Raw genomic sequence first — 22,855 nt, 5'->3', positions numbered from 1 at the left:
GGTGCACGCAAGGCACACCGGCCGCGCAACTGAACGACATCGACTTGTCGACATTGGGGAACCCCTTGCCGCAGCAGCCGTTTTCGACCATGACGAGGGTTAGATGCGCGAGTTGGCCGAGTATACGCTGTCTGAAGGAGACCAGGGCGGCGCCGCGACGTTGGCCTTACGCGGCCCGTTGCGCGTCTATGCGATCGGCAAGCTCGAGCGCGATCTGGAGACGATCGACCAGCCGCTGGCCAAGATCGACCTTTCCGAGATCACCGAAATCGACACCACCGGCGCCTGGGTCACCACCCGCTTCGCCGCGCGCCACGATGCCGAGATCGTCGGCGCCGACGAAAACGCGACGCGCCTGCTGAAGGCGGTCAGCCAGGTCGACGAGGAAGAGACCGAGACAGAGGCAGAGCCCAACGTCGTGGTCCGCTCGATCAGCGACGTGGGCGATCGCATCGTCGCCTGGGGGCATGGCCTGGTCGACATTGTCACGTTCCTCGGCGCGCTCATGGCCGCCTTGGGAAGCGTCATCCGTCACCCCTCGCGGATGCGCTGGACGGCGATGGTGCATCACATGCAGTACATCGGCATCAACTCGCTGTGGATCGTCGGGTTGATGAGTTTCCTCATCGGCATCGTCATCGCCCAGCAGGGCGCGGTGCAGCTGGCGCAGTTCGGGGCCGAAATCTACACGATCAACCTGACCGGCCGCCTCTCGATGCGCGAACTCGGCATTTTGATGACCGCGATCATGGTCGCGGGTCGCTCTGGCTCGGCTTTCGCCGCGCAGATCGGCACGATGCAGTTGACCGAGGAAGTCGACGCGATGCGCACGATCGGCGTCGCGCCGATGGAAACGCTGGTGGTGCCGCGCGTGCTGGCCTCGATGGTGATGATGCCGCTGCTGGGCTTCTACTCGGCGGTGCTCGCGATCGTCGGCGGTGCCTTCATCTCGAACTTCGCGCTCGACATCCCGTTCCTCACGTTCCTCCAGCGCATTCAGGAAGTGGTGCCGATCACCGACGTCTGGGTCGGCCTGATCAAGGCGCCGGTTTTCGCGCTCGTGATCGCGCTGGCGGGCTGCTACCATGGCATGCAGGTCAAAGGAAACGCCGAGGAAGTGGGGCTCAGGACCACGCAATCGGTGGTCACCGCGATCTTCACCGTCATCGTGATCGACGCCTTCTTCGCGATTTTCTTCACCGAGATCGGCTGGGCATGAGCGTCGATCCGAAAACCGATTGCCCGATCGTGGTCAAGGGCCTCACCAACGCCTTCAACGGGTTCACCGTGCACGACAACCTCGACCTCGAAGTGAAGCGTGGCGAGATCATCGGCGTGGTCGGCGGGTCCGGCACCGGCAAGTCGGTGCTGATGCGCTCGATCATCGGGTTGCAGCAGCCGGTTTCGGGTGAGATCCGCGTGCTCGGCCATCCGATGGACGAATCGCAGGAAGAGGGCGAGATCGACATCCGATCGCGCTGGGGCGTGCTGTTCCAGGGCGGCGCGCTGTTCTCCACGCTGACCGTGGGCGAGAACGTCGAAGTGCCGCTCAAGCAGTTCTACCCCGAGCTGGGCGACGATCTGCGGCGCGAAATCGCGCAGTTCAAGGTGCGGCTTTCGGGCCTGCCGGACGACGCGGCGTTGAAGTATCCCTCCGAGCTTTCCGGCGGTATGCGCAAGCGCGCCGGCCTGGCGCGCGCGCTTGCGCTCGATCCGGAATTGCTGTTCCTCGACGAGCCGACCGCGGGCCTCGATCCGATCGGCGCCGCCGCGTTCGACAGCTTGACCAAGGAACTGCAGGAAACCTTGGGACTTACAGTGTTTCTGATCACCCACGATCTCGATACACTGTACGAGATCTGTGATCGGGTGGCCGTGATCGCGGACAAGAAGGTGATTGCGGTGGGGTCGATTGCCGAACTGCTGGCGCTCGATCACCCCTGGATCCAGGAATACTTCAACGGGCCGCGCGGCCGCGCCGCCCTTACCACGCATGAACGCGGGGAGGACGAGGCTGCAGAAGAGGCGGCGGCAGCGCAGGCGGCCGTGGACGCATCGGGTCCCGATCATGCAGCATTGGACAAGCCCGCGGACAGGGAGCCATAAGGCGAACGAATGGAAACCAGAGCAAATCACGTCTGGGTCGGGGCGGTTACCATCCTCCTGCTGGCCATGGTCGCGGCATTCATAATCTGGATCGCGCGCCTGAACGAAGGTGCGCGCAACGATTACGACATCTTCTTCAAGCAATCGGTCGACGGGCTCGCGAAGGGCTCCGAAGTCGCTTACGCGGGCGTGCCGGTGGGCCAGGTGAGCCAGATCGAGCTGTGGCCCAAGGATCCCAGCTTCATCCGCGTTCGCGTGAAGGTGGATGAAAAGGTGCCGATCACCGTGGGCACCACCGCGACGATCCAGGGCAGCTTCACCGGCGTTTCCGACATTCAGCTGGAAGGCGCCCAGAAGGGCGCGCCGCGCATCACCGAGCCGGGGCCGGAAGGCGTGCCGGTGATCCCGACCAAGCCCGGCGGCCTGGGCGAATTGCTGGCCAACGCGCCGCTGCTGCTCGAACGGCTGGCGACGCTGACCGAGAACCTCAATCTGCTGCTGAATGAAGAGAACCGCCAATCGCTGTCCGGCATTTTGGCCAACACCAACCGGATGACGGCCGATCTCGCGGAGACGACACCGCAGTTCAAGGCGACGATGACCGAGCTGCAAAGTGCGCTCTCGCAAGCGACGCGCACGATGGCGGCGTTCGAAGGCGTGGCCGGCAAGGCCGACGCGCTGCTGGGCGACGAGGGATCGAGCCTCGCCATTCAGCTGCGCCAGACGCTGGCATCGGCACAGAAGGCGATGGACAAGCTCAACCAGACGATGGACACCGCGCAGCCCGCGCTGCGCCAGGTTTCGGAATCGACGTTGCCCGCCGCCGAAGCCGCGATCCGCGACTTGCGCTCCACTAGCCGCGCGCTGCGCAACGTCACCGAGAAGATCGACGAGCAGGGCGCGGGAGCGCTGCTCAAGGGTCAGAAGCTGCCGGATTACGAGCCATGACGCACGAAACGCAGACGCCGCGGATGCACGGGCAGCCAGCAAGGAAAGAACAGTCGATGAAGCGCGCGACACCAAGCTTCGAGAGGTGGCCAGTGGCGAGAGTTCTCGCAATGGCAGGAGTGCTGGCGGGCACCGTGGCGCTGTCGGGCTGTCTCGGGCTCGGCGGCAAGACGCCCGACCAGCTGATTTCGCTGACGCCGCGCACCGCCGCGGATACCGGCGCGGTGAGCAACGGCAAGATGTCCGATGCGATCGTGGTGCTGAACCCGGATACCGACCGCTCGCTCGACATGCTGCGCGTGCCGGTCCGCGTCGATGCCGCGACGATCGCGTACCTAAAAGACGTTGCCTGGGTGGAAAAGCCCGCCCGGCAATTCCGCGCGCTGCTCGCCGAAACCTTGCGCGCCAAGACCGGAAGGATCGTGGTGGAAGGCGGCGATTTCGAAGTCGCGGGCCAGACCATGATCGGCGGCCGTCTGCTGCAGATGGGCTACGATGCGCCCCAGCAGGCCGTGATCGTGCGCTTCGAGGCGATGCGGACCGGGGTCGACGGCACCGTCACCACGCGTCGGCTCGAAAGCCGCATTCCCGGCGTCGTTGCCGAAGCGGCCCCGGTCGCCTCCGCACTCAACAGCGCCGCGAACGATGTCGCCGGGCAAGTGGCGGACTGGGTCGGGGGCTAGGCCGAGCAGCCGCGCTGGGTTCGGGGCTTCTATATTTCCCGTCATGCTGAACTCGTTTCAGCATCCATTCCGCCGCTCTGCTCAGGTCTGACCGGGTGGCACCATGGATGCTGAAACAAGTTCAGCATGACGGAAGAGTTGGGGTTGGGCCTTCAAGAGTCCTCTCCGCCCCCTTTCAGCGCGCTTCGTTCGCCATGGCCTGCCTCACTGCATCGAGCCAGCGCCGAGGTTCGGGCTCCTCGCCGATATCGCAGATGAACTCCTGCCCGCGTTTGGCGCTGTCGAGCGCGTCGCCCGGAAGCCAGCGCTTGGGATTGGCGTGGTACGTCAGGCCCAGCCGGCGCAGCCAGCCGGGCACGCGCCAAGTGTTGAGCGGGCCACCGGGCCGCGTGAGGCGCAGCTGCGGCGCGGCCGTGCGCGCGAGGTCGCCGGGTCCGAAATAAATCGCGTTGTTGCTCGGCCAGTCGCCCGAAAGGTGCGGATGCGGGCGCGGCGGGTCTCGCCACTGCGGATGATCGCGAAGTCCGCTGGGCTCGCCATGGCAGGCGATTTGTTGCCAGCCGAACAGGCGATGATGGCGCTCGCCGGTCTCGGGTTCGGCGAACAGCCCGAAGAACAGGAACACGTCGCCCGGTCCGACTGCGTGTTTGCGCAAGTGGCCCTCGGCGGCGGCGCATTGTCCGAACCAGACATGGCCATCGGCGAACATCGGATCGTCGTGGCACAAGGCGTCGCGCGCGATCCGGCCGCGCGTGACCGCTTCCACCAGATCGCCGTGGCCGCGCTGCGCATAGCTGGTCGAGGACCGGTCTGCCGCCGGTATCGGCAGCGAAACCGGCACACCGTCGACGATCGGCGAGGGGACCCCGCCTGCGGTGCTGTCGAAACCCTTGCGGCTGAAGACGATCTTCAAGCGATCCGGGCCTCAGCGGCTCCGGGCGAGCGCGGCGAAGCGTGCGGCGAGCCGGAACGCCTCGAGGCGAGTCGTGCGCCGCGCCTCGGCTTCGGCATCGAGCCCCCACAGTTCGGCCTGCCAGTCCTCCTCGAGATTGGCCGCATCCCACAAGGCATCGATGTCCGCCTCCGGCTCGATCGCTTCGAGCGCGATTACCAGCGAGGCGGCAAGGCTCGCCAGCATCGTCAGCGCGGCGATGGTGAAGGGATCGTGCGCTTCGAGGATCGCCGCCATCTTCGCGCGGGTCTCGGCGGGCAGGGGGCTTGCGATGATGCCCGAGACGCGCGGGAAGCGTACGCCCCAACGCGCTTCGGCGCCTGCCAGCAGCGGCTCCCACACCGCTTCCTGACGCGCGAACAGCGGCTCGTCGGGTTCGCCGCGATAGCTCAGCGTGTCGGTTTCGGCGTAAGGCAGCAGTTCGCGCGCGGCATTGGCGGGATCGGGCGCGACGACGTCCAGCGCGAAATCGGCAAGATCGCGCAGCACGAAGGCGCTGGCGTCGACCGTCTCGCCTTGCCCCGCCCATTCGGCCGCCATGGCTTCGGCCAGCGCGTGGCTGGGCAGTCCTTGCGGGCTGCCGCCGACCGTCTTTACCCCGCGCCCGTCGAGCAGGACGCGCCAGTGATCGCCTTCGCGCGCGGCTTCGGCGGTTTTCCAGAATCGCTTCATTTCGGAGTCCGCCAGCGCCGCGCGAGAACTTGCGGGATGACGAAGGCATCGAGCGCGCCGTTCGCGATCAGCACCCAGCCGACCCATTCGGGTAGGCCCAAGCGGCCGGCGGCGATCACCATGCCGAGGATCACTTGCGCGACGCCGGCAAAGCGCACGGCTTGGATGATGAAGAAGCGGTTGCGGGCAGGATCCGCGCTCATTTCAACAGATACTCGCTCAGCGCCGCAGGGGTGGCAGCGATGAATTCGGCCCCGGCGGCGGTCAATTCGGCCGGTTCGTGATAGCCCCAGTCGACCCCGATCGCGCGCACGCCGGCATCACGGGCCATAATCATGTCGTAGGCGGTGTCGCCGATCATCACCGCCTCCCGCGGCTGCGCCCCGGCTTCGAACAGCGCGGTTTCCAGCATCTCCGGATTCGGTTTCGACGGGTGGCGATCGGCGGTCTGCAGCGTGACGAAGTGGTGCGCGATGTCATTGGCGGCAAGGCAATGCGCGAGGCCCCGGTCGGACATGCCGGTGGCCACCGCCAGCGTCCAGCCGCCCGCGCTCAATTGCTCGAGAACGTCGCGCAAACCGGGGAACATCGTCTGCGACAAGGTGCCGCCGCTGCGCGCCGCGCGAAACGCATCCTTGTAGCTTGCCACTAGCGCCACGCGCGTCGCCTCGTCGATCTCGGGCGCGAGCCGCGCGATCGCTTGCGGCAGCGAGAGCCCGACCGCGCGCCGCACGTCGTTGCGCGCCGGCGCCGCGAGTCCTGCGCCGGCGAAGGCCAGCTCCATGGCGTCGCAGATCGAGGCCTGGCCATCGATCAGGGTGCCGTCGCAATCGAACACGGCAAGCTTCATCCGGCGATGGCTCGCATCGGACCAGGCTGCATCAGCGCTTGCCCCGCTTCGGCCCCGTGGGCTTGCCGCCCGTACGGGTGCCAGGGGCGGCCGGACGCTTCTGCGCGCCGGGGCCGCGCTTCGGAGCGCCGGGGGGCGCGCTTTTCGGACCCTTCTTGCCGGGAGGCCCTGCCGCGCGCTTCTGCTCGCTCGGGCGGCGCGTGCGACGTTCGCCGCGGCGTTCCTTGCGCAGATCCTTCGAATAGGCTTTGGCGGCGCGCTTCTTTTCCTCGCGCGAAGGTTCGGGCGCGTCCATCTCGACCACGATCTCGCCATCGGCCTCATCGAAACCGAGCTGCTGCATGCTCGCGGCGAAATGTTCGGGGAGTGGCGCGGTCACGTCGAGCGGCGCGCCGTCGGGGTGTTCGATCACCAGACGGCGCGCATGGAGGTGCATCTTGCGGCTGATCGAGCCGGTGAGGAACGCGGCTTGCCCGCCGTACTTGCCGTCGCCCACGATCGGGTGGCCGATGGCTGCCATGTGCACCCGCAGCTGGTGCGTGCGGCCGGTGAGCGGGTGCAGCTCGACCCAGGCGGCGCTGTTGCCGGCGCGGTCGACGATGCGATAGCGCGTCCGCGCGGTCTGGCCGCCTTTCTCGTCGACGTACATCTTTTCGCCGCCGGTGCCGGGCTGCTTGGCGAGCGGCAGTTCGATCAGGCCGTCGGCCACGTCGGGCACGCCGACCACCAGCGCCCAGTAGATCTTGCGCGCCGAGCGGCCCGAGAAGCGCTTGGAAAAGTACGCGGCGCTCCCCGGCGTGCGGGCAACCAGCAGTACGCCCGAGGTATCCTTGTCGAGCCGGTGGACGAGGCGGGGGCGGGGGCCGTCCAGGTTGTAGGCGTCGAGCAGGCCATCGACGTGGCGTGTGGTGCCGCTGCCGCCTTGCGTCGCGAGTCCCGGCGGCTTGTTGATCACGATCGCCGCGCGATCCTGCGTCAGCACGATCTCGTCGGCGAGCGCGAGTTCCTCTTCGGTCAGTTCACGGCGCGGACGCGGGCCCTTGCCGCCCGGCTTCGCCTCGCCGCCCGGCGGCACGCGCAGGACTTGCCCGGCGGCCAGCCGATCGGCGACGTCGGCGCGCTTGCCGTCGACCCGGATCTGGCCGGTGCGCGCCCAGCGCGAGACGATCGCGAAGCCGACTTGCGGCAAGTGCCGCTTGAACCAGCGGTCGAGCCGCACGCCGTCGTCGTCGGCATCGATGGTGAATTGGCGGACCTGCGTGTCGTCGCCATGGCGGGGTAAGTTCATGCGCCGATCCTCATGGTGACTAGGCCGAGCCAGAGGCCGGCGAACCCGGCGACCAGCGATACCGCGACGTAGAAGGCGGCCGTGCCCGCGGCGCCGCGCTCGATCAGGCCGACGACGTCGAGACTGAACGAGGAGAATGTGGTGAAACCGCCCAGCAAGCCGATCGCCAGCAACTGCCGCGTGCCTTCGCCGTGGCTGCCGAACCGCGCGAGCCAGCCCACCAGCAGCCCCATCGCGACGCTGCCGAGCACGTTCACGGTCAGCGTGCCGTAGGGAAAGGCGCCGGCGCGAAGCGGGCCCAGCGCCGTGACCCACAAGCGCCCGACCATGAAGCGCAGCCACGCGCCGATCCCGCCGCCGACGGCGACGAACAGCGAGGCGGCAAGAAAGGAGGGCTGCGGCATGATCCGGCCCATAGCGGTGAACGCGGCGTTTTCCAAACGCGCGGCGGCCAGGGGGCAGGGCGGGGGTTTTGCGGGTGTCGGCAATGTGGCCGGCGCGGTTCGATCCTGGGGTTCGACGTTGCAAAAACCGCGCAAACGCCTATGTAGGTGGTCACGGCTGCGCGCTGCGTATCGCCTATTCGCGCTTGTCTTCGCGCGATCATACTGGTACCGGGCCGCCCGATGTGGCCGATCCGGTTCGGATTCGGCGCGCTTTTGTTTTCTATCGAAGGTTAACCCCGCCGGCATGCGGGGCTCTGCCGCACACGTTTTACGAGGTGTTTCGTTTTATGCAGATCATGGTTCGCGATAACAATGTCGATCAGGCCCTCCGCGCGCTCAAGAAGAAGCTGCAGCGTGAAGGCGTTTATCGCGAAATGAAGCTGCGTCGCCACTACGAGAAGCCCTCCGAGAAGCGCGCTCGCGAAAAGGCCGCCGCCGTGCGCCGCGCCCGCAAGCTCGAGCGCAAGCGCCTCGAACGCGACGGTTCGCGGTAAGGATCGCTGACGGGCGCGCCGGTTTGGCTGGGCCCGTTTGAGACTCTTTAGTGAGATATGGTCCGGACATCCGTCCGGACCTTGGCGGCACCAGCCCGAGTTTGTTTTGTGCGGTCCGCCCATCCGGGCGAACCTTGGCGGCACCAGCCCACGCCCCCACCCGACCTCCCACGAGTGTATCCTGATGGGAGGTCGGGTGGGGGCGTGGGCTGGTGCCGCAAGCGCGTCACGGATGTAACGAGCGCACCAAACTTAAAGACTCCAACCAGCGTTCAACAAACCCACCCCACTCTTCCAAGAACCTTGATGCCCGCCGAGCAATCGGCCAAGAGAGCGCGGGCGTAACCCGCGCCCTTTCGCGTTTTGACAGGACTTGCCGACGATGACCGAGATCACCCGCGTTCCCCTTCAGCCGATCGCCAAGGGCTCGCTCACCAAGTTGTGGGTCGCGGTGGCCGTCGTCGCGCTGGCGGCGGGCGGGATCGCCTATGCCGCGTTGCCGCCTTCGGTCGACGTGCAAGTGCTGACTGCGGGAACCGGCGAATCGCCGACCGCGGACGATGTCGCGCTGCTCAACTACAAGGGCACGCTGCCTGACGGGACCGTGTTCGATCAGGGCGAGCGCGCCGTGTTCCCGCTGTCCGAAGTCGTGCCGGGCTTCACCAAGGCGGTCGAGCAGATGCAGCGCGGCGGCAAGTACAAGGTCGTGATCCCGTCCGAGCTCGCCTATGGCGACAAGCAGATGGGCGAGATCCCCGCCAACACCGACCTGACGTTCGAGATCGAACTGCTCGACTTCAAGAGCCGCGCCGAGATCGAGCAGCAGCAGCGCATCATGCAGCAGCTGCAGCAGATGCAGATGGGCGGCGGCGGCATGCCCGGCGGCGCCCCCGGCGCGGCCCCGGGCGGCGTGCCGCAGCCGTAAAAGGCGCGGGCCGGACGATACCCGGCACTCCCGGATCCACGCCGGACTACCGCCTGCGTGGTCGAATTTTACTCTCGTCACCCCGGACTTGATCCGGGGTCCAGCTCTCCTCGCGCACTGCCAGCGGGACCCCGGATCAAGTCCGGGGTGACGCCGATGGTGGCGGAGCGACTGGCAGCGACAGCTTGCGTCCGAACGATCGTCAAAGCGACCGCGTGGTAGCGACCGGCGCGGTAGCAGGGTGATTCAAGCCACGCGCGCGCACCCCGAAACGGGACCTCGCCGCAGCTTTGTGACCGCCGCGCCACACTTCTTGGAAAGTGTGTTGGCCGTAGCTGTTCGTTATTGATTTGATAACCATCCCGGGCGCAACTGTGGCGTTCACCTGATCTTAAGGTGGGGAACCTGGCACGTTCTCGTGGGGCAGAAAAAATCGAGCGGACCCTTGGGTGGGTCGTTCGAACTGTCACTATTTTAAACAGGGAACAGACATGAAAAATTCGTGGGTTGGAGCCGCTCTGCGCGGTTCGAGCAGTGTCGCATTGGCTGCGTTGCTGATGCCCTCCGGCGCCTTTGCGCAAACCATTTCCGACGATTCGGTCGATACAGGGGCGAGCGAGGCGATTATCGTCACCGGCACGCGTCTGCGCGTTCCCAACGTCGATTCGCCGGTCCCCGTGACCAGCGTTTCGGGCGAGGAGTTCTTCCAGACCGGCCAGATCTCGGTCGGCGACGTGCTCAACGAGCTGCCTTCGCTGCGTTCGACCTATTCGCAGCAGAATTCCACGCGCAACCTCGGCACCGGCGGCCTCAACCTGCTCGATCTGCGCGGCCTCGGCACGGTGCGCACGCTGGTGCTGGTCAACGGCCGGCGCCATGTGGGCTCCGACGTCCTGCTCAACTCGAGCTCGGTCGACGTCAACACCATCCCGACCGATCTCATCGAACGAGTCGACGTCGTCACCGGCGGCAGCTCGGCCGTCTACGGTTCGGACGCGATCGCGGGCGTCGTCAACTTTGTGCTCAAGGACGATTACGAAGGCGTCCAGGTCCGCGCGCAGAACGGCATCAGCAAGTACGGCGATGCCAATAGCTACTATGTCAGCGGCCTGGCCGGAACGAACTTCGCGGACGGCCGCGGCAACGTCGCGGTGAATGTCGAATACGCGCATTCGGATGATTTCTACGCGCCGTCGCGCAAGTTCTCGCGGGAAGTTGGCGCTTATGTTCAGCTCGACAGCGATCCCGTCGGCACCCCCAACGGCAGCGACGGGATCCCCGACCGGGTGTTCCGCAACGACTTGCGTTATGGCTACTATTCGGATGGCGGGACTGTGTTCGGGTTCGATCCGGATCTCGGGATCGTGCCTTACCTCTTCCAACCCGACGGCTCGCTCGTCCAGCAGACGGGCGAGCGGATCGATGATCTGAGCTTCCCCGTTCCGCTGTTCGTTGGCGGCAACGGCGACAACTTCCGCAGCGGCAAGCAATCGGGCCTGCGCCCGAAGCTGGATCGCTTCAGCGCCAACCTCGTCGGCCACTTCGAGGTTTCGCCCGCGTTCGTGCCTTTCGTCGAAGCGAAGTACGTCCGCACCGATTCGCTCAGCAACAATTCGGGGCCGTTCTTCGTGCCGGCCTACGGCATCGAGACGTTCACCACAGACAATCCGTATCTGAATCCGCAGGCGGAGGCGCTGATCCGCCAGCTCAACGGTGTGAGCGACCCCTCGGTCGATTTCCCGTTCGAGATGTACCGCTCGGTCACCGATCTCGGCAATCGTCAGGAGGATGCCAAGCGCGAGACCTATCGCATCGTCGCCGGCGCGCGGGGCGATCTGTCCAGCGCCTGGTCCTACGAGGCCTCGGTCAATTACGGCGAGTTCAAGGAAGCGACGCGCGTTCTCGGTAACGTCAATTACCAGCGCTACCTGCTCTCGGCTGACGCGGTGACCGATCCCGCCACCGGCAACATCGTGTGCCGTTCGCAGATCGATCCCTCGGCGGCGTTCCCCAACCCCTTCGCCGCCGATCCGGACTTCGCCGCTGCAGCGCTCGCCGCCGACGTCGCGGCTTGCGTCCCGGGTAACTACTTCGGTGTCGGCACGCTCAGCGAGGCGGCGCGCAACTACGTCGTGCAGGACACGATCTCGCGCGGCAAGATCACCCAGCTCGTCGGCAACGCCTTCCTATCGGGTGACACCTCCGGCTTCTTCGAACTGCCGGGCGGACCCATCGGCCTCGTTGTCGGCATCGAGTACCGGCGCGAGACCGCGCGCTACGAGCAGGACGCGCTCGTCCAGGCGGGGCAGACGTTCTACAACGCCATCCCGACCTTCGATCCGCCGTCGTTCGAAGTGAAGGAGCTGTTCGGCGAAGTCCGTCTACCGATCCTCGCCGATGTGCCGCTGGCGCACGAGCTGACGGTCAACCTTGCGGGCCGCGTCGCCGACTACAAGGGTTCGACCGGCACCGTCACCGCCTGGAACGCGAGCGGCATGTACGCGCCGATCCCGGACCTGACGCTGCGCGCCAACTATTCGCGTGCGGTGCGGGCCCCGAACCTCGCGGATCTCTACACGCCGCTGGGTGCCAACTTCGAGAGCAACTTCAATGATCCGTGCTCGGAGATCTTCCTGGCGGAAGGTTCGGCGAACCGCGTCGCCAATTGCCGCGCGGACGGCGTGCCGGAAGGCTACAACTACATCTACACCGCCTCGCTGCAGTATCAGTCGGGCGGCAACCCCGAACTGCGCGAGGAGACCTCGGATTCGTTCACCGCGGGCGCGCTGTTGCAGCCGCGGTTCGTTCCGGGCCTCTCGCTCTCGGTCGATTACTTCGACATCACCGTCGACGACGTGATCACCACGCCCAGCGCGCAGCAGATCATCGACGCCTGCTACGACGCTTCCGATCTCGACAACCAGTTCTGCGACTTGTTCGAACGGCAAGGCGCGGGCACCGGGCCGCAAGGCGAGATCACCGGGCGCATCATCGAGGGCAGCCTGACCGCTTCGCTGCTCAACTACGCCAAGCTCAAGGTGCGCGGCATCGATGCCAACGCGCAATACGCGCATCGCTTCGATTCGCTGGGCGGGACCCTGTCGGCGCGCGTCGCCTACACGCACATGCTGCAGAACGACGAGTTCCTCGATCCCACTGATCCGGGCCGCGCCAACCAGCTGCTGCTCGAGCTGAACTATCCCGAGGACGCGGTGAACCTCAACCTCGGCTTCGATACCGGAAAGTTCAGCATCGGCTACCAGATGCGCTACATCGGCAAGGCGGTGATCAACGAGTACGAGGATCTGTTCTCCAAGCAGGGCCGTCCGCCCGAAAACGCCGACTATGCGGAAGACCGGTACTACACCGACGTGTTCTACCACGACATCCGCGTCGCCTATTCGGCCAACGAGGACTTCGATTTCTACCTCGGCGTCGACAACATCGGCAACCGCCTGCCCCCGCAGGGCCTCACCGGCACCGGCGCGGGCAGCGGCATCTACGACGTGGTGGGACGCACGTTCTACGCGGGCGTGAAGCTGAACCTGGCCGGGCTGGGCCTTTAAGGCCGAGGCTTCTTGCTATCCTGACTTGTCGAGGGGCGGGTGTCGTGCCCGATCCTTCGACAGGCTTAGGATGAGCGGATGTGCGTGCATGTTGGGGGATAGGGCGGTGCGATGTCCAACTCACCCCCGCTCGCCCTGAGCTTGTCGAAGGGCAGGCGCAGCGCTCGCGACCACCACACGCCAAAACGGGCGGCCCTCATGCGAGGCGCCGCCCGTTCCGTTCAAGGGCCGATCAGGAGGAGGCCCATTACTCCACCTGCATCGCCAGCGCGCCATCGCCGTCGTCGATGCGCACCGTGCTGCCGTCCGGGATCTCGCCCGCGAGCAGCTTCTCGGCGAGGGGGTCCTGCAGGTACTTCTGCACCGCGCGCTTCAGCGGCCGGGCGCCGTAGACCGGATCGTAACCCACGCGACCGAGCCAGCGCTTCGCCGCATCGGTGAGGTCGATCACGATCTTGCGGTCCTTCAACAGCTTCTGCACGCGCTCCACTTGGATCTCCACGAGCGGGCCCATGTGATCCTGGCCCAGGCGGTGGAACAGGATGATCTCGTCCAGCCGGTTCAGGAATTCGGGGCGGAAGTGCCCGCGCACGACATCCATCACTTGCGGCTCGACGGTTTCCACGCCCTTGCCGTCCTCGATCTGCGTCAGGAACTGACTGCCGAGGTTGCTGGTGAGGATGATCAGCGTGTTGGTGAAGTCCACCACGCGGCCTTGCCCGTCGGTCAGGCGGCCATCGTCGAGCACTTGCAGCAGCACGTTGAACACGTCCGCGTGCGCCTTCTCGACCTCGTCGAACAGCACGACCTGATAGGGCCGGCGCCGCACGGCTTCGGTGAGCACGCCGCCTTCCTCGTAGCCGACATAGCCCGGAGGCGCGCCGATCAGGCGGGCGACCGCGTGCTTTTCCATGAACTCCGACATGTCGATGCGCACCATCGCGCTGTCGTCGTCGAACAGGAAGCCCGCGAGCGCCTTGGTCAGCTCGGTCTTGCCGACGCCGGTGGGGCCGAGGAACAGGAAGCTGCCGAGCGGCCGGTTCGGGTCCTGCAGACCGGCACGCGCGCGGCGCACCGCCTTGGAGACCGCCGCCACCGCCTGGCTCTGTCCGATCACGCGCTGGCCGATGATCTCTTCCATCTTGAGGAGCTTCTCGCGCTCGCCCTCGAGCATCTTGTCGACCGGCACGCCGGTCCAGCGCGAGACCACGCCGGCGATGTCGTCCTCGGTCACTTCCTCGCGCAGCAGCGCGTTGGCGGACTGGGCTTCGGCTTCGGCCAGCTGCTTTTCGAGCGCGGGGATGCGCCCGTAGGAGAGCTCACCCGCCTTGGCGAGATCGCCCGAACGTTGGGCCTGTTCCAGCTCCAGCTTGGCGTGGTCGAGTTGCTCCTTGAGCTTGCCTTCGGCCGCGATCTTGTCGCGCTCGCCTTGCCAGCGCGTGGTCAGTTCGGCGGATTGCTGCTCCAGATTGGCGAGTTCGCCGCGCAGCGTCGTCAGCCGATCCTGCGAAGCGGCGTCGCTTTCCTTTTGCAGCGCCTGCTCCTCGATCTTGAGCTGAACGATGCGCCGGTCGAGCGCCTCGATTTCCTCGGGCTTCGATTCCACTTCCATGCGGATACGGCTCGCCGCTTCGTCCATCAGGTCGATCGCCTTGTCGGGCAGGAAGCGGTTGGTGATGTAGCGGTTCGAAAGCGTCGCCGCCGCCACCAGCGCGCCATCGGTGATGCGCACGCCGTGGTGCAGCTCGTACTTTTCCTTAAGCCCGCGCAAGATCGAGATCGTGTCCTCGACCGTGGGTTCGTCGACGAACACCGGCTGGAACCGCCGCTGCAGGGCCGCGTCCTTCTCGACGTACTTCTGGTACTCGTCGAGCGTGGTCGCGCCGATGCAGTGAAGTTCGCCGCGCGCGAGCGCGGGCTTCAACAGGTTGCCGGCATCCATCGAGCCTTCTGACGCGCCTGCGCCGATCAGCGTGTGCATCTCGTCGATGAACAGGATGATGTGGCCTTCGGCGCCCTTCACTTCGTCGAGCACGGCCTTCAGCCGTTCCTCGAACTCGCCGCGATACTTCGCACCCGCGATCAGCGCGCCCATGTCGAGCGCCATCAGCGCGCGGTCCTTAAGGCTGTCGGGCACGTCGCCGTTGGCGATGCGCAGCGCGAGGCCTTCGGCGATCGCGGTCTTGCCGACGCCGGGGTCACCGATGAGAACGGGGTTGTTCTTCGTGCGGCGCGCGAGGATCTGGACGGTGCGTCGGATTTCCTCGTCGCGGCCGATCACGGGATCGAGCTTGCCCGCCTTCGCCGCCTCGGTGAGGTCGCGCGCGTACTTCTTCATCGCGTCGTAGCTTTCCTCGGCCGAGGCGGAATCCGCCTTGCGGCCACCGCGCAGCTGCGTGATCGCTTCTTCCAGCGCCTGGGGGGTGAGATTGCCGGCCTTGAGCGCCTTGCCCGCGGGCGTGGTGGTGGCGAGCGCGAGCGCCAGCAGCAGCCGCTCTACGGTGACGTAACTGTCGCCCGACTTCTCGGCGGCTTGCTCGGCCTGGTCGAGCACGCGGATGGTGTCGCCGTCGAGCCCGGGCGCGCCCGAAGCGCCGCTGCCCGAAACCACCGGCACTTTGGCCAGCGCGGCATCGAGTTCGGCAACGGCGAGCTTGGGATTGCCGCCCGCGCGCTCGATCAGCCCGGCGGCCATGCCTTCGCTGTCGTCGAGCAGGGCCTTGAGCACGTGCTCGGGCTGGATGCGCTGGTGGTTGAGGCGGATCGCAACGGTCTGCGCCGCCTGCAGGAAGCCCTTGGCGCGATCGGTGAACTTTTCGAGATTCATGGCTTGGTATGTCCTCCTGACCAGTGCGATATGGTGTTGTATTTTTGCAACACAAGAGGTCTTGCCGGGTATTTTTGCGCCTGGTGGAGCGGTGGAGCGGCCCATAGAGTTTTGCGCTCGCGGATTGCGGCAACAGGGTGACCAGTCTGCGCGTAGGTTGGCAGTTTTCTGAGGCTTTCAAGTCAGATTGTGGCAAATCTCTATGGGCCAGGTTTACCAGAGCAAAATCGACGCCGTTTCGTAGCTCGCGCTTCCCAAGAGAAAGGGGTGGTAAACCTGCTCGTAAACCGAAAGCTGACGATCGCGGGTTCTATTATTCTCGCCCTGGACACCGTTCATCGTGGCGGATCGTCATCGTCCTTCGACGCATTATAAACACGCGAAACGTTGAGCAGCATCGCTGCAATCGCAACCGCTGAAGCTACCCCATAAGAAGCCATGAAAAATGCAAGTCCTGCTAGCGAGTCAAGAGACGGATAGCTTGCTGAGATGAATGCGAAAGCGAGAGCCATGGATTGCACGAGGATGAAATGAAAGAAGAGTGCGACGACGCGCATGAATAGCGAATTTTCACGCCCGTCTTCCCTAATTGCGCTAACGAATTGCTTCCCAGAAAGGGCCAAGACAATGGCCATACCTGCTAACGTGAACGCCATAAGCGCGGGGACAACAGTGAGGAGCGTTTCAGCAACTGGACGCTCGTCATCCAGGAAGCCCTGATCCATCCAAAGCGGATGACAAATTAATGTCAGTACTACCGCGAACCATAAATAGGGAGATTTGACGAGTTCCTTCACCCCGCCATAGATGCGCCAATATATTCTGAAGGGTTCAAATGGGGTCATGATCGTCGCGAGCTTGCCTCGCAACGCTGCGGATAGCCCCAAGATAGGATTGACCTCGTTGGAGGATGTATCTGACAATTTTAGGTTTCTCTCTAGTAGAGCGCTCGCTCTTCTCGCCATCCTCATCTAAGCCAACAGTCTCGACTTTGCCGTTGCCAGCGGCCGCAACCCTAGCCAGAGTTTGATGCTCTTCGTCTGGCTCTATCCCATCGGTACCCGCCAAACGAGAAAGGACAGATTTTTCACTCTTGGCATTCATCTCACGGAGACGCCCCAGGACGCGGTTTGTCTCGGTGGTAATATCGTCGTTATTTGGGAGTTTTACAAGGATTTCCAATCGGTCTAACCTATTGAAACCAAGAACATAATCTAAAGCGTCGTCTTGCGGGATGAGCGTGACCTCGACGTCTTCGGCATCAGCACCGAGAACCAGAGGGCTCAAAAGGTTTTGAAAAATTAGTTCGGCTCTTCCTGCCGATAGGCGCTTGCCATCCTCGTTTTTGAGCTCGACCGTGATAACGTGAGTTTGGGTGTCCAGGACGCAGGTGAAGACGCGGCCGTTGATACCGTAAGCTTCGGAAAACTCTCGTCCTTCGCGCGGAAAGTTGGCTTTCGCCAAATCCTCTTTTCGTATAGTCGGCTCGTCTGGATTTATTTCGATCCAAAGCGATAAGCTGAAATCGAAAAAGCCGTCTTGATTACGCACCTTTCGGAGCGGGCTTATTGCTGCATGTTCGGAGCCCCAATACTGAACAACGTTGTAAGCGGCGCTTCGGAGAAGTCGCTCGTAAACACCCTCCGGGTGCGGTGTCGCAACAACGTTCAATAGTGCTGCCTGAGTATATTCTTCTGCCATTCACCCCTCCTCCACGCCAAGCGCACACGCTATTGGGCTTCAGAAGTAGTGTCAATTTTGCTTAAAATGGATGGTGGCCCTGTTCTATTCGCTAAGCCAACCAAGTTGACGCAAGCGCTGAACAAGGTCGACTGATACGCTTGTGGCAACAAGCGCAATAGCAGCTTGACGTCGTCTATCCTCGATTTCGAGGTTCGCAGGAACATAATCCTCGGCAAAATTCCAAATATCGATCCAATCTCTTAACTGGATACCTTGAGAAATTTTTTGACGGAAATCGGTCAGTTCTGTTTCCTTGTAGGGTCTCCTGCCAAAAGATAGTCCATCACCGAGCGAAATGCTCTCAGGAAGTGATACAATAACACCATCTTTTGTCTTGCCGGTGAGTATAAAATCGACATCGAGACCTGCATTGGAGAATTTCATTAACTGCTCGAAGCCAGGCCTGCTTTTCCCAGAAACATAATCTTGCAAGCTGCGGTAAGGGACTCCGCACTGTCGTGAGAAAGCGGCAAGCGATAGCCCGCGTCCCTCGATTGACGCACGCAATCGCTCACCTGCACGCGATTCCGTATATTCCTCTTGCATAACACGAGATTCCGCATATCAATGTGCTCATGGCACACGGTACTCTGCATAACGAAACGATCGCTCATTTAAAGGCTAGCCCAGCACTACTCGCGGAAGTTCGTGCGGGTTTTGTCCGTCAGGGTAGCTCCCTCGCGGCATGGTGCCGTAGAAATAATGTGCATCGCCAGAATGCGAGCGCCGCCCTCAAGGGCAAATGGCGCGGACCTGCCGCGAGCAACCTCATCGCCCGTATTGTTGTGGCGTCCGGGCGATAGGCCGACAATGTCAACTTTCCTATCTGCTCCGCAATTTGCATTTTTGGCAGGGATAAGCCGCCAAGCCGGGCATAAGGCACTTCGCAAAGCTATGGCGGGGTTGCCTTGGAACGGGCACATCTTGCTAGTTCGTCAGGCTTCAGGTGAAGCTGGTGGTGGTCGCTCTGGCCTCCGGTATGAAGTGCTTCTGAGCAGCCTCCCAGAGGCCTTTCAGAGGGCGTTCAGAACCGCAAGCGAGGAGCCGGTCTATTTGCCGGTGCCAGTCCGGCCGATGACATCGAAGTTCATCCCGGCGCCGAACCAGACCGAGGAAGAACGCAAGCGCCTCGCAGTCCTGCGGCACATCATGCACACCGAGAAGGGTACACGCGAGCGAGGCGCCGCGATCGACGATGCAGTGTATCATCACGATGTCAAAAAGCGGACGGTCCAGCACTGGGTGAAGCAGGCCGAGGACCACGGCTGGGACCTTAATGCATTTGGCCGGAAGCGGCCCTCTGACGCAGGTCAGCAGCGCGTCTGGGTATCGAGGCCGTTCGACAAGGCCTTCCGCGCGGCAGGCCGCGACCATAGCGAATTGGTCGAACTGGCGGAATGGCTGCGGCGCATTCTGGCGGGATGCTGGCAATCACCTTTGCAACGCGCAGGTTGGAAGCGCATCCGCCTTGAGACGCTCACATGCCTTCGGACCGAATGCGCCAAGCGCGGCATCGAGTTACCGGAAAACGCCTTCCATTTGTCGCGGCGCACGATCGAAGAGCTGCGCTATCACCAGATCGTCGACATCGCAAAGAACGACGCGAAGCGCTTCGACGACATGAAGCCTCGCATCTTCGACGAAGCGCAGTATCTCTCGCGCGAAGCGATCGAAATGCTGCGGTTCTGGAATGATCGCGATCGAACGACCACGCCTTTCCCGGTCGGTCTGATCTTTGTCGGCAACAACGAATTCGCGATGGCAGAAACGCTCGCAGGCGAAAGCGTTCTGTCAGGCGCCGTTCGTAGCCGACTGCTTTACGAATTGCCACTCGCTTACACCCACCTGGCCGACACCGACCTCACGATCTTTGCCCAGTCTCGCGGAGTGACGGACGGCGCTGCGCTCCGAGAATTTGTCGGCCATTTCAAGGATGGGCGAGCAAAGCGTGACTTGCGCCTGGCAGATCGCCAACTCGCCGTCTGTCGCCGAGAGGCGGGGGACGCTCCAATCTCGCTGGACCTCATCCGCGACATCATCACGGGCGGCTGAGCGGCTCCATGCGCGCCTTTCATAGGCTCATTTCCCCTCCCGAATTAACCACGTTCTTTAAGGAGTTCTTAGGATGACCTTTCAATCAGACGGACTTGCTCACGATCAGAACGAACCAATCGACAATGGCTGCGCCTTCGCGAGCAATGGCGGGCACGTGGGGGGACAAACCGCGCCCGGCTATGGAGCAAAGGCAGCGGGCAATAAGCCCAGACTTGGCGCATCAGGTCGACTGGAGCGTAAGATCGTCGACACGGATCGGCTAAGCCATGCTGTCGGCGCGTTATCTGCCATTCGTGGGTTCTGCGTCGAAGCATCGAACCTTCGCATGCCAACCCTTGGGCACGTCAATGCCGACGACTTCGCCTCGCTACTCGGAATCATCATCCAAGAGATGCGCGTAGCCTCGGGCGATGCTCCATCGGCAGCAGAGCTTTGTGGGAGCAACTGAGATGCGCCGAAGCAACCGAAAGGCAGAGGATGTCTACAACGAGGCCAGCCAACTCCTCGCGAAGCTGAGCTACCGCGTCACGTACTGCCGCCACCTTGCCGAAACGATCGAGGATGCCACTGGCGATCTCGAATGCCACCTTGATAACGACAAGATCATGGCGATCGGTGGCGCGTCGCGGATACTGCTCTCGGAGGCAGACGAAACCGCCAAGCAGACTTTGGAATTGCTCGGCGAACTTTGGGCAATCTGCGCGTCGGATAAATGCGATGCATGATCGTGCTCGGCATCGCATCGGCAATTTGCCGCAGGAGGCCCGTGGAGCGCCGCTGAGTGATTGCATGCCCCATGACGGCCAATGCGCTCCCGACCCCCTTCTTAGCCCTTCTTATTTCGATCCTCGTGCCTGTTGCGCGAGCGACCTTCGGTCCGCTGATCAATCGCGAGTGCTGTCATGAAGAAGCGCGCTCGGCCTGCTCGCGTATCGTCCGCAGGTGCATCCTCGTTCATCGATCGAATGTCGGCCGCCCGCGCGAGGCTCATGGCTGCCGCTGATGCATTGCCGCCGATCACTGAATTCGAATGGCCGATGGAGATGACGCCGGATCATCCTATCGCGAAAGCGATCGGCTTTGAGAAGGCTAAGGCGCTTTCCGAAGTTCCCACAGCCCGCCGCTCGGCGCGCGCGACACATCGGCGAAAGGAAGTTGAGCGACTGAGCCGCAAAGGTTTGGAGGTAAAGAAAATCGCGGCGAAGGTCGGTCTGCATCCCGACTATGTCGTCCACCTTCGAAGGGATCTTGGATTAGGCCATGGCGCGCGCGATCAGCGAGTTGCCCGTCACCTCGCGGAAGTTCGCCGCCTTAATGCACTCGGCTGGAATGATAGCGAGATTGCCGCAGAGATCGGCTGCTCGCGCTCGCACGTCTGCGTCATCCGGCGCAAGCATGACATTCCGGCCAATCTGAGGAAGCCATGACCAGGCGGGCAGGCGATGACGCCTTAGGTCAACTCGCTGAAGCAATCGGCGACATGGACGCGCAGCGCCTTGCGGAGCACTTTGGGGGAACCCGTCTCTATGTTCCCCCGCTCGATTGGCGACGCTCATCAAATTTGCGTCGTGATGGGCAGGGATGCTGCCGATCGCCTCGCGGCGTGGGCTGGCGGTGGTTCGATCGATGTTCCTAAGCAAGCAGCTCGGCGGGCACGTGTGCTCGACCTGCATTCGCGCGGCAACCTGACAAATGCCCAAATCGCGCTGCAAACCGCGTATAGCGAACGCCACGTCTATCGCATCATCAGCGAAGAGCGCGACGATCGGCAATCGTCGATATTCGACCTTCTCTAGTATTTCGTCGCAGGCTATTGTGACCGGGATGCGCTCATCTTGCCGCCCGGCCGATAACCGGGAGCGGTTCTGGACGTAGGTACGGGGGAGCGCGTCACTCCTTTATTCGGCCGTTGAGATAGTCCGCCTTGCTTAGGCCGAACATCCGCATCACATGGAGATCGGCTTCATCGAGGCCTTCGAGATCGGGGCCGCTCTTCTGGCGCCGATACTCATCCTCGGTCAGGCCAAGCTTGGTGATGACTTCTCGATCGCCAGCGTCGAGATCGTCGCCATTCTCGACGCCTGCCGAATGAAGCGTCACGAGGCCCTGCAGGTTCGGCGTGTTCGTAAGGCTGGCGCGCAGGATGGCGAGGACGTTGCCGCTCTTGTCGTGCAGGATCACAGGGCTGATGCCGCGATAGGCGCGATCGGCGACCAACTCGCGCCCGCTGGGTGTCCAGTCAACCTTGCCCCAAAGGCCATCAGCGCGCGCCTCAAGCGCAATGATCCAGCCGCGCGCGGGAGCGCTGCCGCCGTTCGGCACGGCGAGATCGGTGGAATGGCATTCGTCGATCGGCAACTTATCGCCCGGTGCGAGCTTGCTGGCGATCGCGTGCATGGATTCCACGACATAGGGACCGTGCTTGTCGGCCGTGCGAATCGTACCGGCGGGCAGCAAGTGTATCCACTGCGGGGCGCCGGCTCCGCGCACAGCCGGCCAGATCGCGCCGGCAGGTGGCAGGACGGCGATCGGCGTGCCGGTCAATGGACCCGCTCGCTTTGAGCGTCGCCAACCGCTCGCGGCTCGAAGAAGAAGCGAGGCGGAAAGCCCATAGCGCTTGCGACCGTTCCGACCTGAAAGGCCACTTCCTCTGACAGTATCGTGAAGTCTTCGAGATCGAGCTGTCGGACGTGGTCGACGGTTATGTCGCACAGCGTGGCAAGCAGGTTTTGAATGAGGGCGATCTGAGGTGGTCCCGCGTTCTTGGACAGTTTGGCGGCTGAGTTAAGCTAATCCCGGTTGTCGTTCATGCCGCCTGTTTGATCATCAGATCATGGGGGGCATGCCCCCCATGATCTGATTGCCCGATCCGCCGATAGGCCTCGACCGGGGTTCTCCCGGCCAGTCCCGAGTGCGGACGCTGGGTGTTGTAATAGGTGATCCACCGGCCAAGGCCAGCCCGCAGCTCCGAGCCGGTCTCGAAGGCGTGGAGATAGACGCACTCGTACTTCAGGGATCGCCAGAGGCGTTCGATGAAGACGTTGTCCATCCACCGGCCCCGGCCATCCATGCTGATGCGGACCTCGGCGTCACGCAGCACGCTGGTGAAGGCGTAGCTGGTGAACTGGCTGCCCTGGTCCGTGTTGAAGATTTCCGGCTTGCCGAACCGGGCCAACGCCTCCTCCAGCGCCGCGACACAGAAGCCGGCGTCCATCGTGTTCGACAGCCGCCAGGCGAGCACCTTGCGGGTCGCCCAGTCCATGATCGCCACCAGATAGAGGAAGCCACGGCGCATCGGGA

The 22,855-nt window shown here is 63.6% G+C and carries 24 protein-coding genes; 12 read left to right on the top strand and 12 right to left on the bottom strand.

Annotated elements, in window-relative coordinates; translation table 11 throughout:
* Positions 1–103 precede the first annotated feature (103 nt).
* The 4 genes from GQO94_RS04135 to GQO94_RS04120 all read left to right on the top strand — a co-directional run bounded on the left by GQO94_RS04135 (position 104) and on the right by GQO94_RS04120 (position 3,737).
* A complete protein-coding gene (locus GQO94_RS04135) occupies positions 104–1,219 on the top strand; it encodes an ABC transporter permease (protein ID WP_156839905.1) in 1,116 nt (371 codons plus the stop codon).
* Entirely contained in the window at positions 1,216–2,106 is an 891-nt protein-coding gene (locus tag GQO94_RS04130) for an ABC transporter ATP-binding protein (protein WP_156839904.1), read from the top strand. The genes GQO94_RS04135 and GQO94_RS04130 overlap by 4 nt, the downstream gene beginning before the upstream one ends.
* A gap of 9 nt (positions 2,107–2,115) precedes the next feature.
* Positions 2,116–3,054, top strand: coding sequence for an MlaD family protein (locus GQO94_RS04125; RefSeq protein ID WP_156839903.1), 939 nt, complete (start codon positions 2,116–2,118; stop codon positions 3,052–3,054).
* Between the two features lie 92 nt (positions 3,055–3,146).
* Positions 3,147–3,737, top strand: a complete 591-nt coding sequence (locus GQO94_RS04120; RefSeq protein WP_232332764.1) for an ABC-type transport auxiliary lipoprotein family protein — start codon at positions 3,147–3,149, stop codon at positions 3,735–3,737.
* Between the two features lie 175 nt (positions 3,738–3,912).
* Here GQO94_RS04120 and GQO94_RS04115 read toward each other — a convergent pair whose 3' ends face one another.
* From GQO94_RS04115 to crcB, 6 genes are read right to left on the bottom strand one after another with little or no spacing between them, the layout of a single operon-like run.
* A complete protein-coding gene (locus GQO94_RS04115) occupies positions 3,913–4,650 on the bottom strand; it encodes an Nmad3 family putative nucleotide modification protein (RefSeq protein ID WP_156839902.1) in 738 nt (245 codons plus the stop codon).
* Positions 4,651–4,662: 12 nt separating this feature from the next.
* A complete protein-coding gene (locus GQO94_RS04110; protein WP_156839901.1) occupies positions 4,663–5,361 on the bottom strand; it encodes an ATP12 family chaperone protein in 699 nt (232 codons plus the stop codon).
* The gene (locus GQO94_RS04105; RefSeq protein WP_156839900.1) at positions 5,358–5,564 is read right to left on the bottom strand and encodes a hypothetical protein; all 207 of its coding nucleotides are present in this window, start codon (positions 5,562–5,564) and stop codon (positions 5,358–5,360) included. Before GQO94_RS04105 ends, GQO94_RS04110 begins: the two co-directional genes overlap by 4 nt.
* Positions 5,561–6,211 carry an HAD-IA family hydrolase gene (locus tag GQO94_RS04100; RefSeq protein ID WP_156839899.1) on the bottom strand — a complete coding sequence of 217 codons (651 nt, stop codon included), beginning with the start codon at positions 6,209–6,211 and terminating at the stop codon, positions 5,561–5,563. Before GQO94_RS04100 ends, GQO94_RS04105 begins: the two co-directional genes overlap by 4 nt.
* Positions 6,212–6,242: 31 nt before the next feature.
* Positions 6,243–7,499, bottom strand: a complete 1,257-nt coding sequence (locus GQO94_RS04095) for an RluA family pseudouridine synthase (protein WP_156839898.1) — start codon at positions 7,497–7,499, stop codon at positions 6,243–6,245.
* Positions 7,496–7,903 (bottom strand): fluoride efflux transporter CrcB, encoded by a 408-nt coding sequence (gene crcB, locus GQO94_RS04090; RefSeq protein WP_156839897.1) that lies wholly within the window; start codon positions 7,901–7,903, stop codon positions 7,496–7,498. Before crcB ends, GQO94_RS04095 begins: the two co-directional genes overlap by 4 nt.
* A 329-nt stretch (positions 7,904–8,232) precedes the next feature.
* Here crcB and rpsU point away from each other — a divergent pair, with 329 nt between their 5' ends.
* The 3 genes from rpsU to GQO94_RS04075 all read left to right on the top strand — a co-directional run bounded on the left by rpsU (position 8,233) and on the right by GQO94_RS04075 (position 12,930).
* The gene (rpsU, locus tag GQO94_RS04085; RefSeq protein ID WP_156840169.1) at positions 8,233–8,439 is read left to right on the top strand and encodes a 30S ribosomal protein S21; all 207 of its coding nucleotides are present in this window, start codon (positions 8,233–8,235) and stop codon (positions 8,437–8,439) included.
* A gap of 382 nt (positions 8,440–8,821) precedes the next feature.
* Positions 8,822–9,364, top strand: a complete 543-nt coding sequence (locus GQO94_RS04080) for an FKBP-type peptidyl-prolyl cis-trans isomerase (protein WP_156839896.1) — start codon at positions 8,822–8,824, stop codon at positions 9,362–9,364.
* 491 nt (positions 9,365–9,855) lie between these two features.
* Positions 9,856–12,930 carry a TonB-dependent receptor domain-containing protein gene (locus GQO94_RS04075; protein ID WP_156839895.1) on the top strand — a complete coding sequence of 1,025 codons (3,075 nt, stop codon included), beginning with the start codon at positions 9,856–9,858 and terminating at the stop codon, positions 12,928–12,930.
* Between the two features lie 247 nt (positions 12,931–13,177).
* On the opposite strand, the gene clpB is transcribed toward GQO94_RS04075, so the two are convergent.
* The 4 genes from clpB to GQO94_RS04055 all read right to left on the bottom strand — a co-directional run bounded on the left by clpB (position 13,178) and on the right by GQO94_RS04055 (position 18,046).
* Complete coding sequence (gene clpB / locus GQO94_RS04070) at positions 13,178–15,757, bottom strand: ATP-dependent chaperone ClpB (RefSeq protein ID WP_156839894.1); 2,580 nt, start codon at positions 15,755–15,757, stop codon at positions 13,178–13,180.
* A gap of 335 nt (positions 15,758–16,092) precedes the next feature.
* Complete coding sequence (locus tag GQO94_RS04065) at positions 16,093–16,602, bottom strand: hypothetical protein (RefSeq protein WP_156839893.1); 510 nt, start codon at positions 16,600–16,602, stop codon at positions 16,093–16,095.
* Entirely contained in the window at positions 16,589–17,458 is an 870-nt protein-coding gene (locus tag GQO94_RS04060; RefSeq protein ID WP_156839892.1) for a DUF4747 family protein, read from the bottom strand. The genes GQO94_RS04065 and GQO94_RS04060 overlap by 14 nt, the downstream gene beginning before the upstream one ends.
* An 84-nt stretch (positions 17,459–17,542) precedes the next feature.
* The gene (locus tag GQO94_RS04055; RefSeq protein ID WP_156839891.1) at positions 17,543–18,046 is read right to left on the bottom strand and encodes a helix-turn-helix domain-containing protein; all 504 of its coding nucleotides are present in this window, start codon (positions 18,044–18,046) and stop codon (positions 17,543–17,545) included.
* Between the two features lie 237 nt (positions 18,047–18,283).
* On the opposite strand from GQO94_RS04055, the gene GQO94_RS04050 reads away from it, so the two are divergent.
* The 5 genes from GQO94_RS04050 (at position 18,284) to GQO94_RS04030 (ending at position 21,351) form a co-directional block, all read left to right on the top strand.
* A complete protein-coding gene (locus GQO94_RS04050) occupies positions 18,284–19,552 on the top strand; it encodes an ATP-binding protein (RefSeq protein WP_156839890.1) in 1,269 nt (422 codons plus the stop codon).
* Positions 19,553–19,625: 73 nt separating this feature from the next.
* On the top strand, positions 19,626–20,003 hold the full coding sequence (locus tag GQO94_RS04045; RefSeq protein WP_156839889.1) for a hypothetical protein: 378 nt from the start codon (positions 19,626–19,628) through the stop codon (positions 20,001–20,003).
* 1 nt (position 20,004) lies between these two features.
* The gene (locus tag GQO94_RS04040) at positions 20,005–20,280 is read left to right on the top strand and encodes a hypothetical protein (RefSeq protein WP_156839888.1); all 276 of its coding nucleotides are present in this window, start codon (positions 20,005–20,007) and stop codon (positions 20,278–20,280) included.
* Between the two features lie 177 nt (positions 20,281–20,457).
* Positions 20,458–20,982 carry a hypothetical protein gene (locus GQO94_RS04035; RefSeq protein ID WP_156839887.1) on the top strand — a complete coding sequence of 175 codons (525 nt, stop codon included), beginning with the start codon at positions 20,458–20,460 and terminating at the stop codon, positions 20,980–20,982.
* Positions 20,983–21,081: 99 nt separating this feature from the next.
* Positions 21,082–21,351: a Mor transcription activator family protein gene (locus tag GQO94_RS04030; protein ID WP_156839886.1), complete on the top strand. Its 270-nt coding sequence runs from the start codon at positions 21,082–21,084 to the stop codon at positions 21,349–21,351.
* A gap of 94 nt (positions 21,352–21,445) precedes the next feature.
* On the opposite strand, the gene GQO94_RS04025 is transcribed toward GQO94_RS04030, so the two are convergent.
* Positions 21,446–22,099, bottom strand: coding sequence for a phage protease (locus tag GQO94_RS04025; protein WP_156839885.1), 654 nt, complete (start codon positions 22,097–22,099; stop codon positions 21,446–21,448).
* A 262-nt stretch (positions 22,100–22,361) separates the two neighbouring features.
* Positions 22,362–22,855: IS3 family transposase (locus GQO94_RS04020; protein ID WP_156839884.1), on the bottom strand; the 494-nt coding region annotated here is incomplete at its 5' end.

The sequence above is a fragment of the Novosphingobium aquimarinum genome (assembly GCF_009746585.1).
Taxonomy (GTDB): Bacteria; Pseudomonadota; Alphaproteobacteria; order Sphingomonadales; family Sphingomonadaceae; genus Novosphingobium; species Novosphingobium aquimarinum.
The sequence above is the reverse complement of the archived record's forward strand: the minus strand, read 5'-3'. Positions and strand labels throughout refer to the sequence as shown.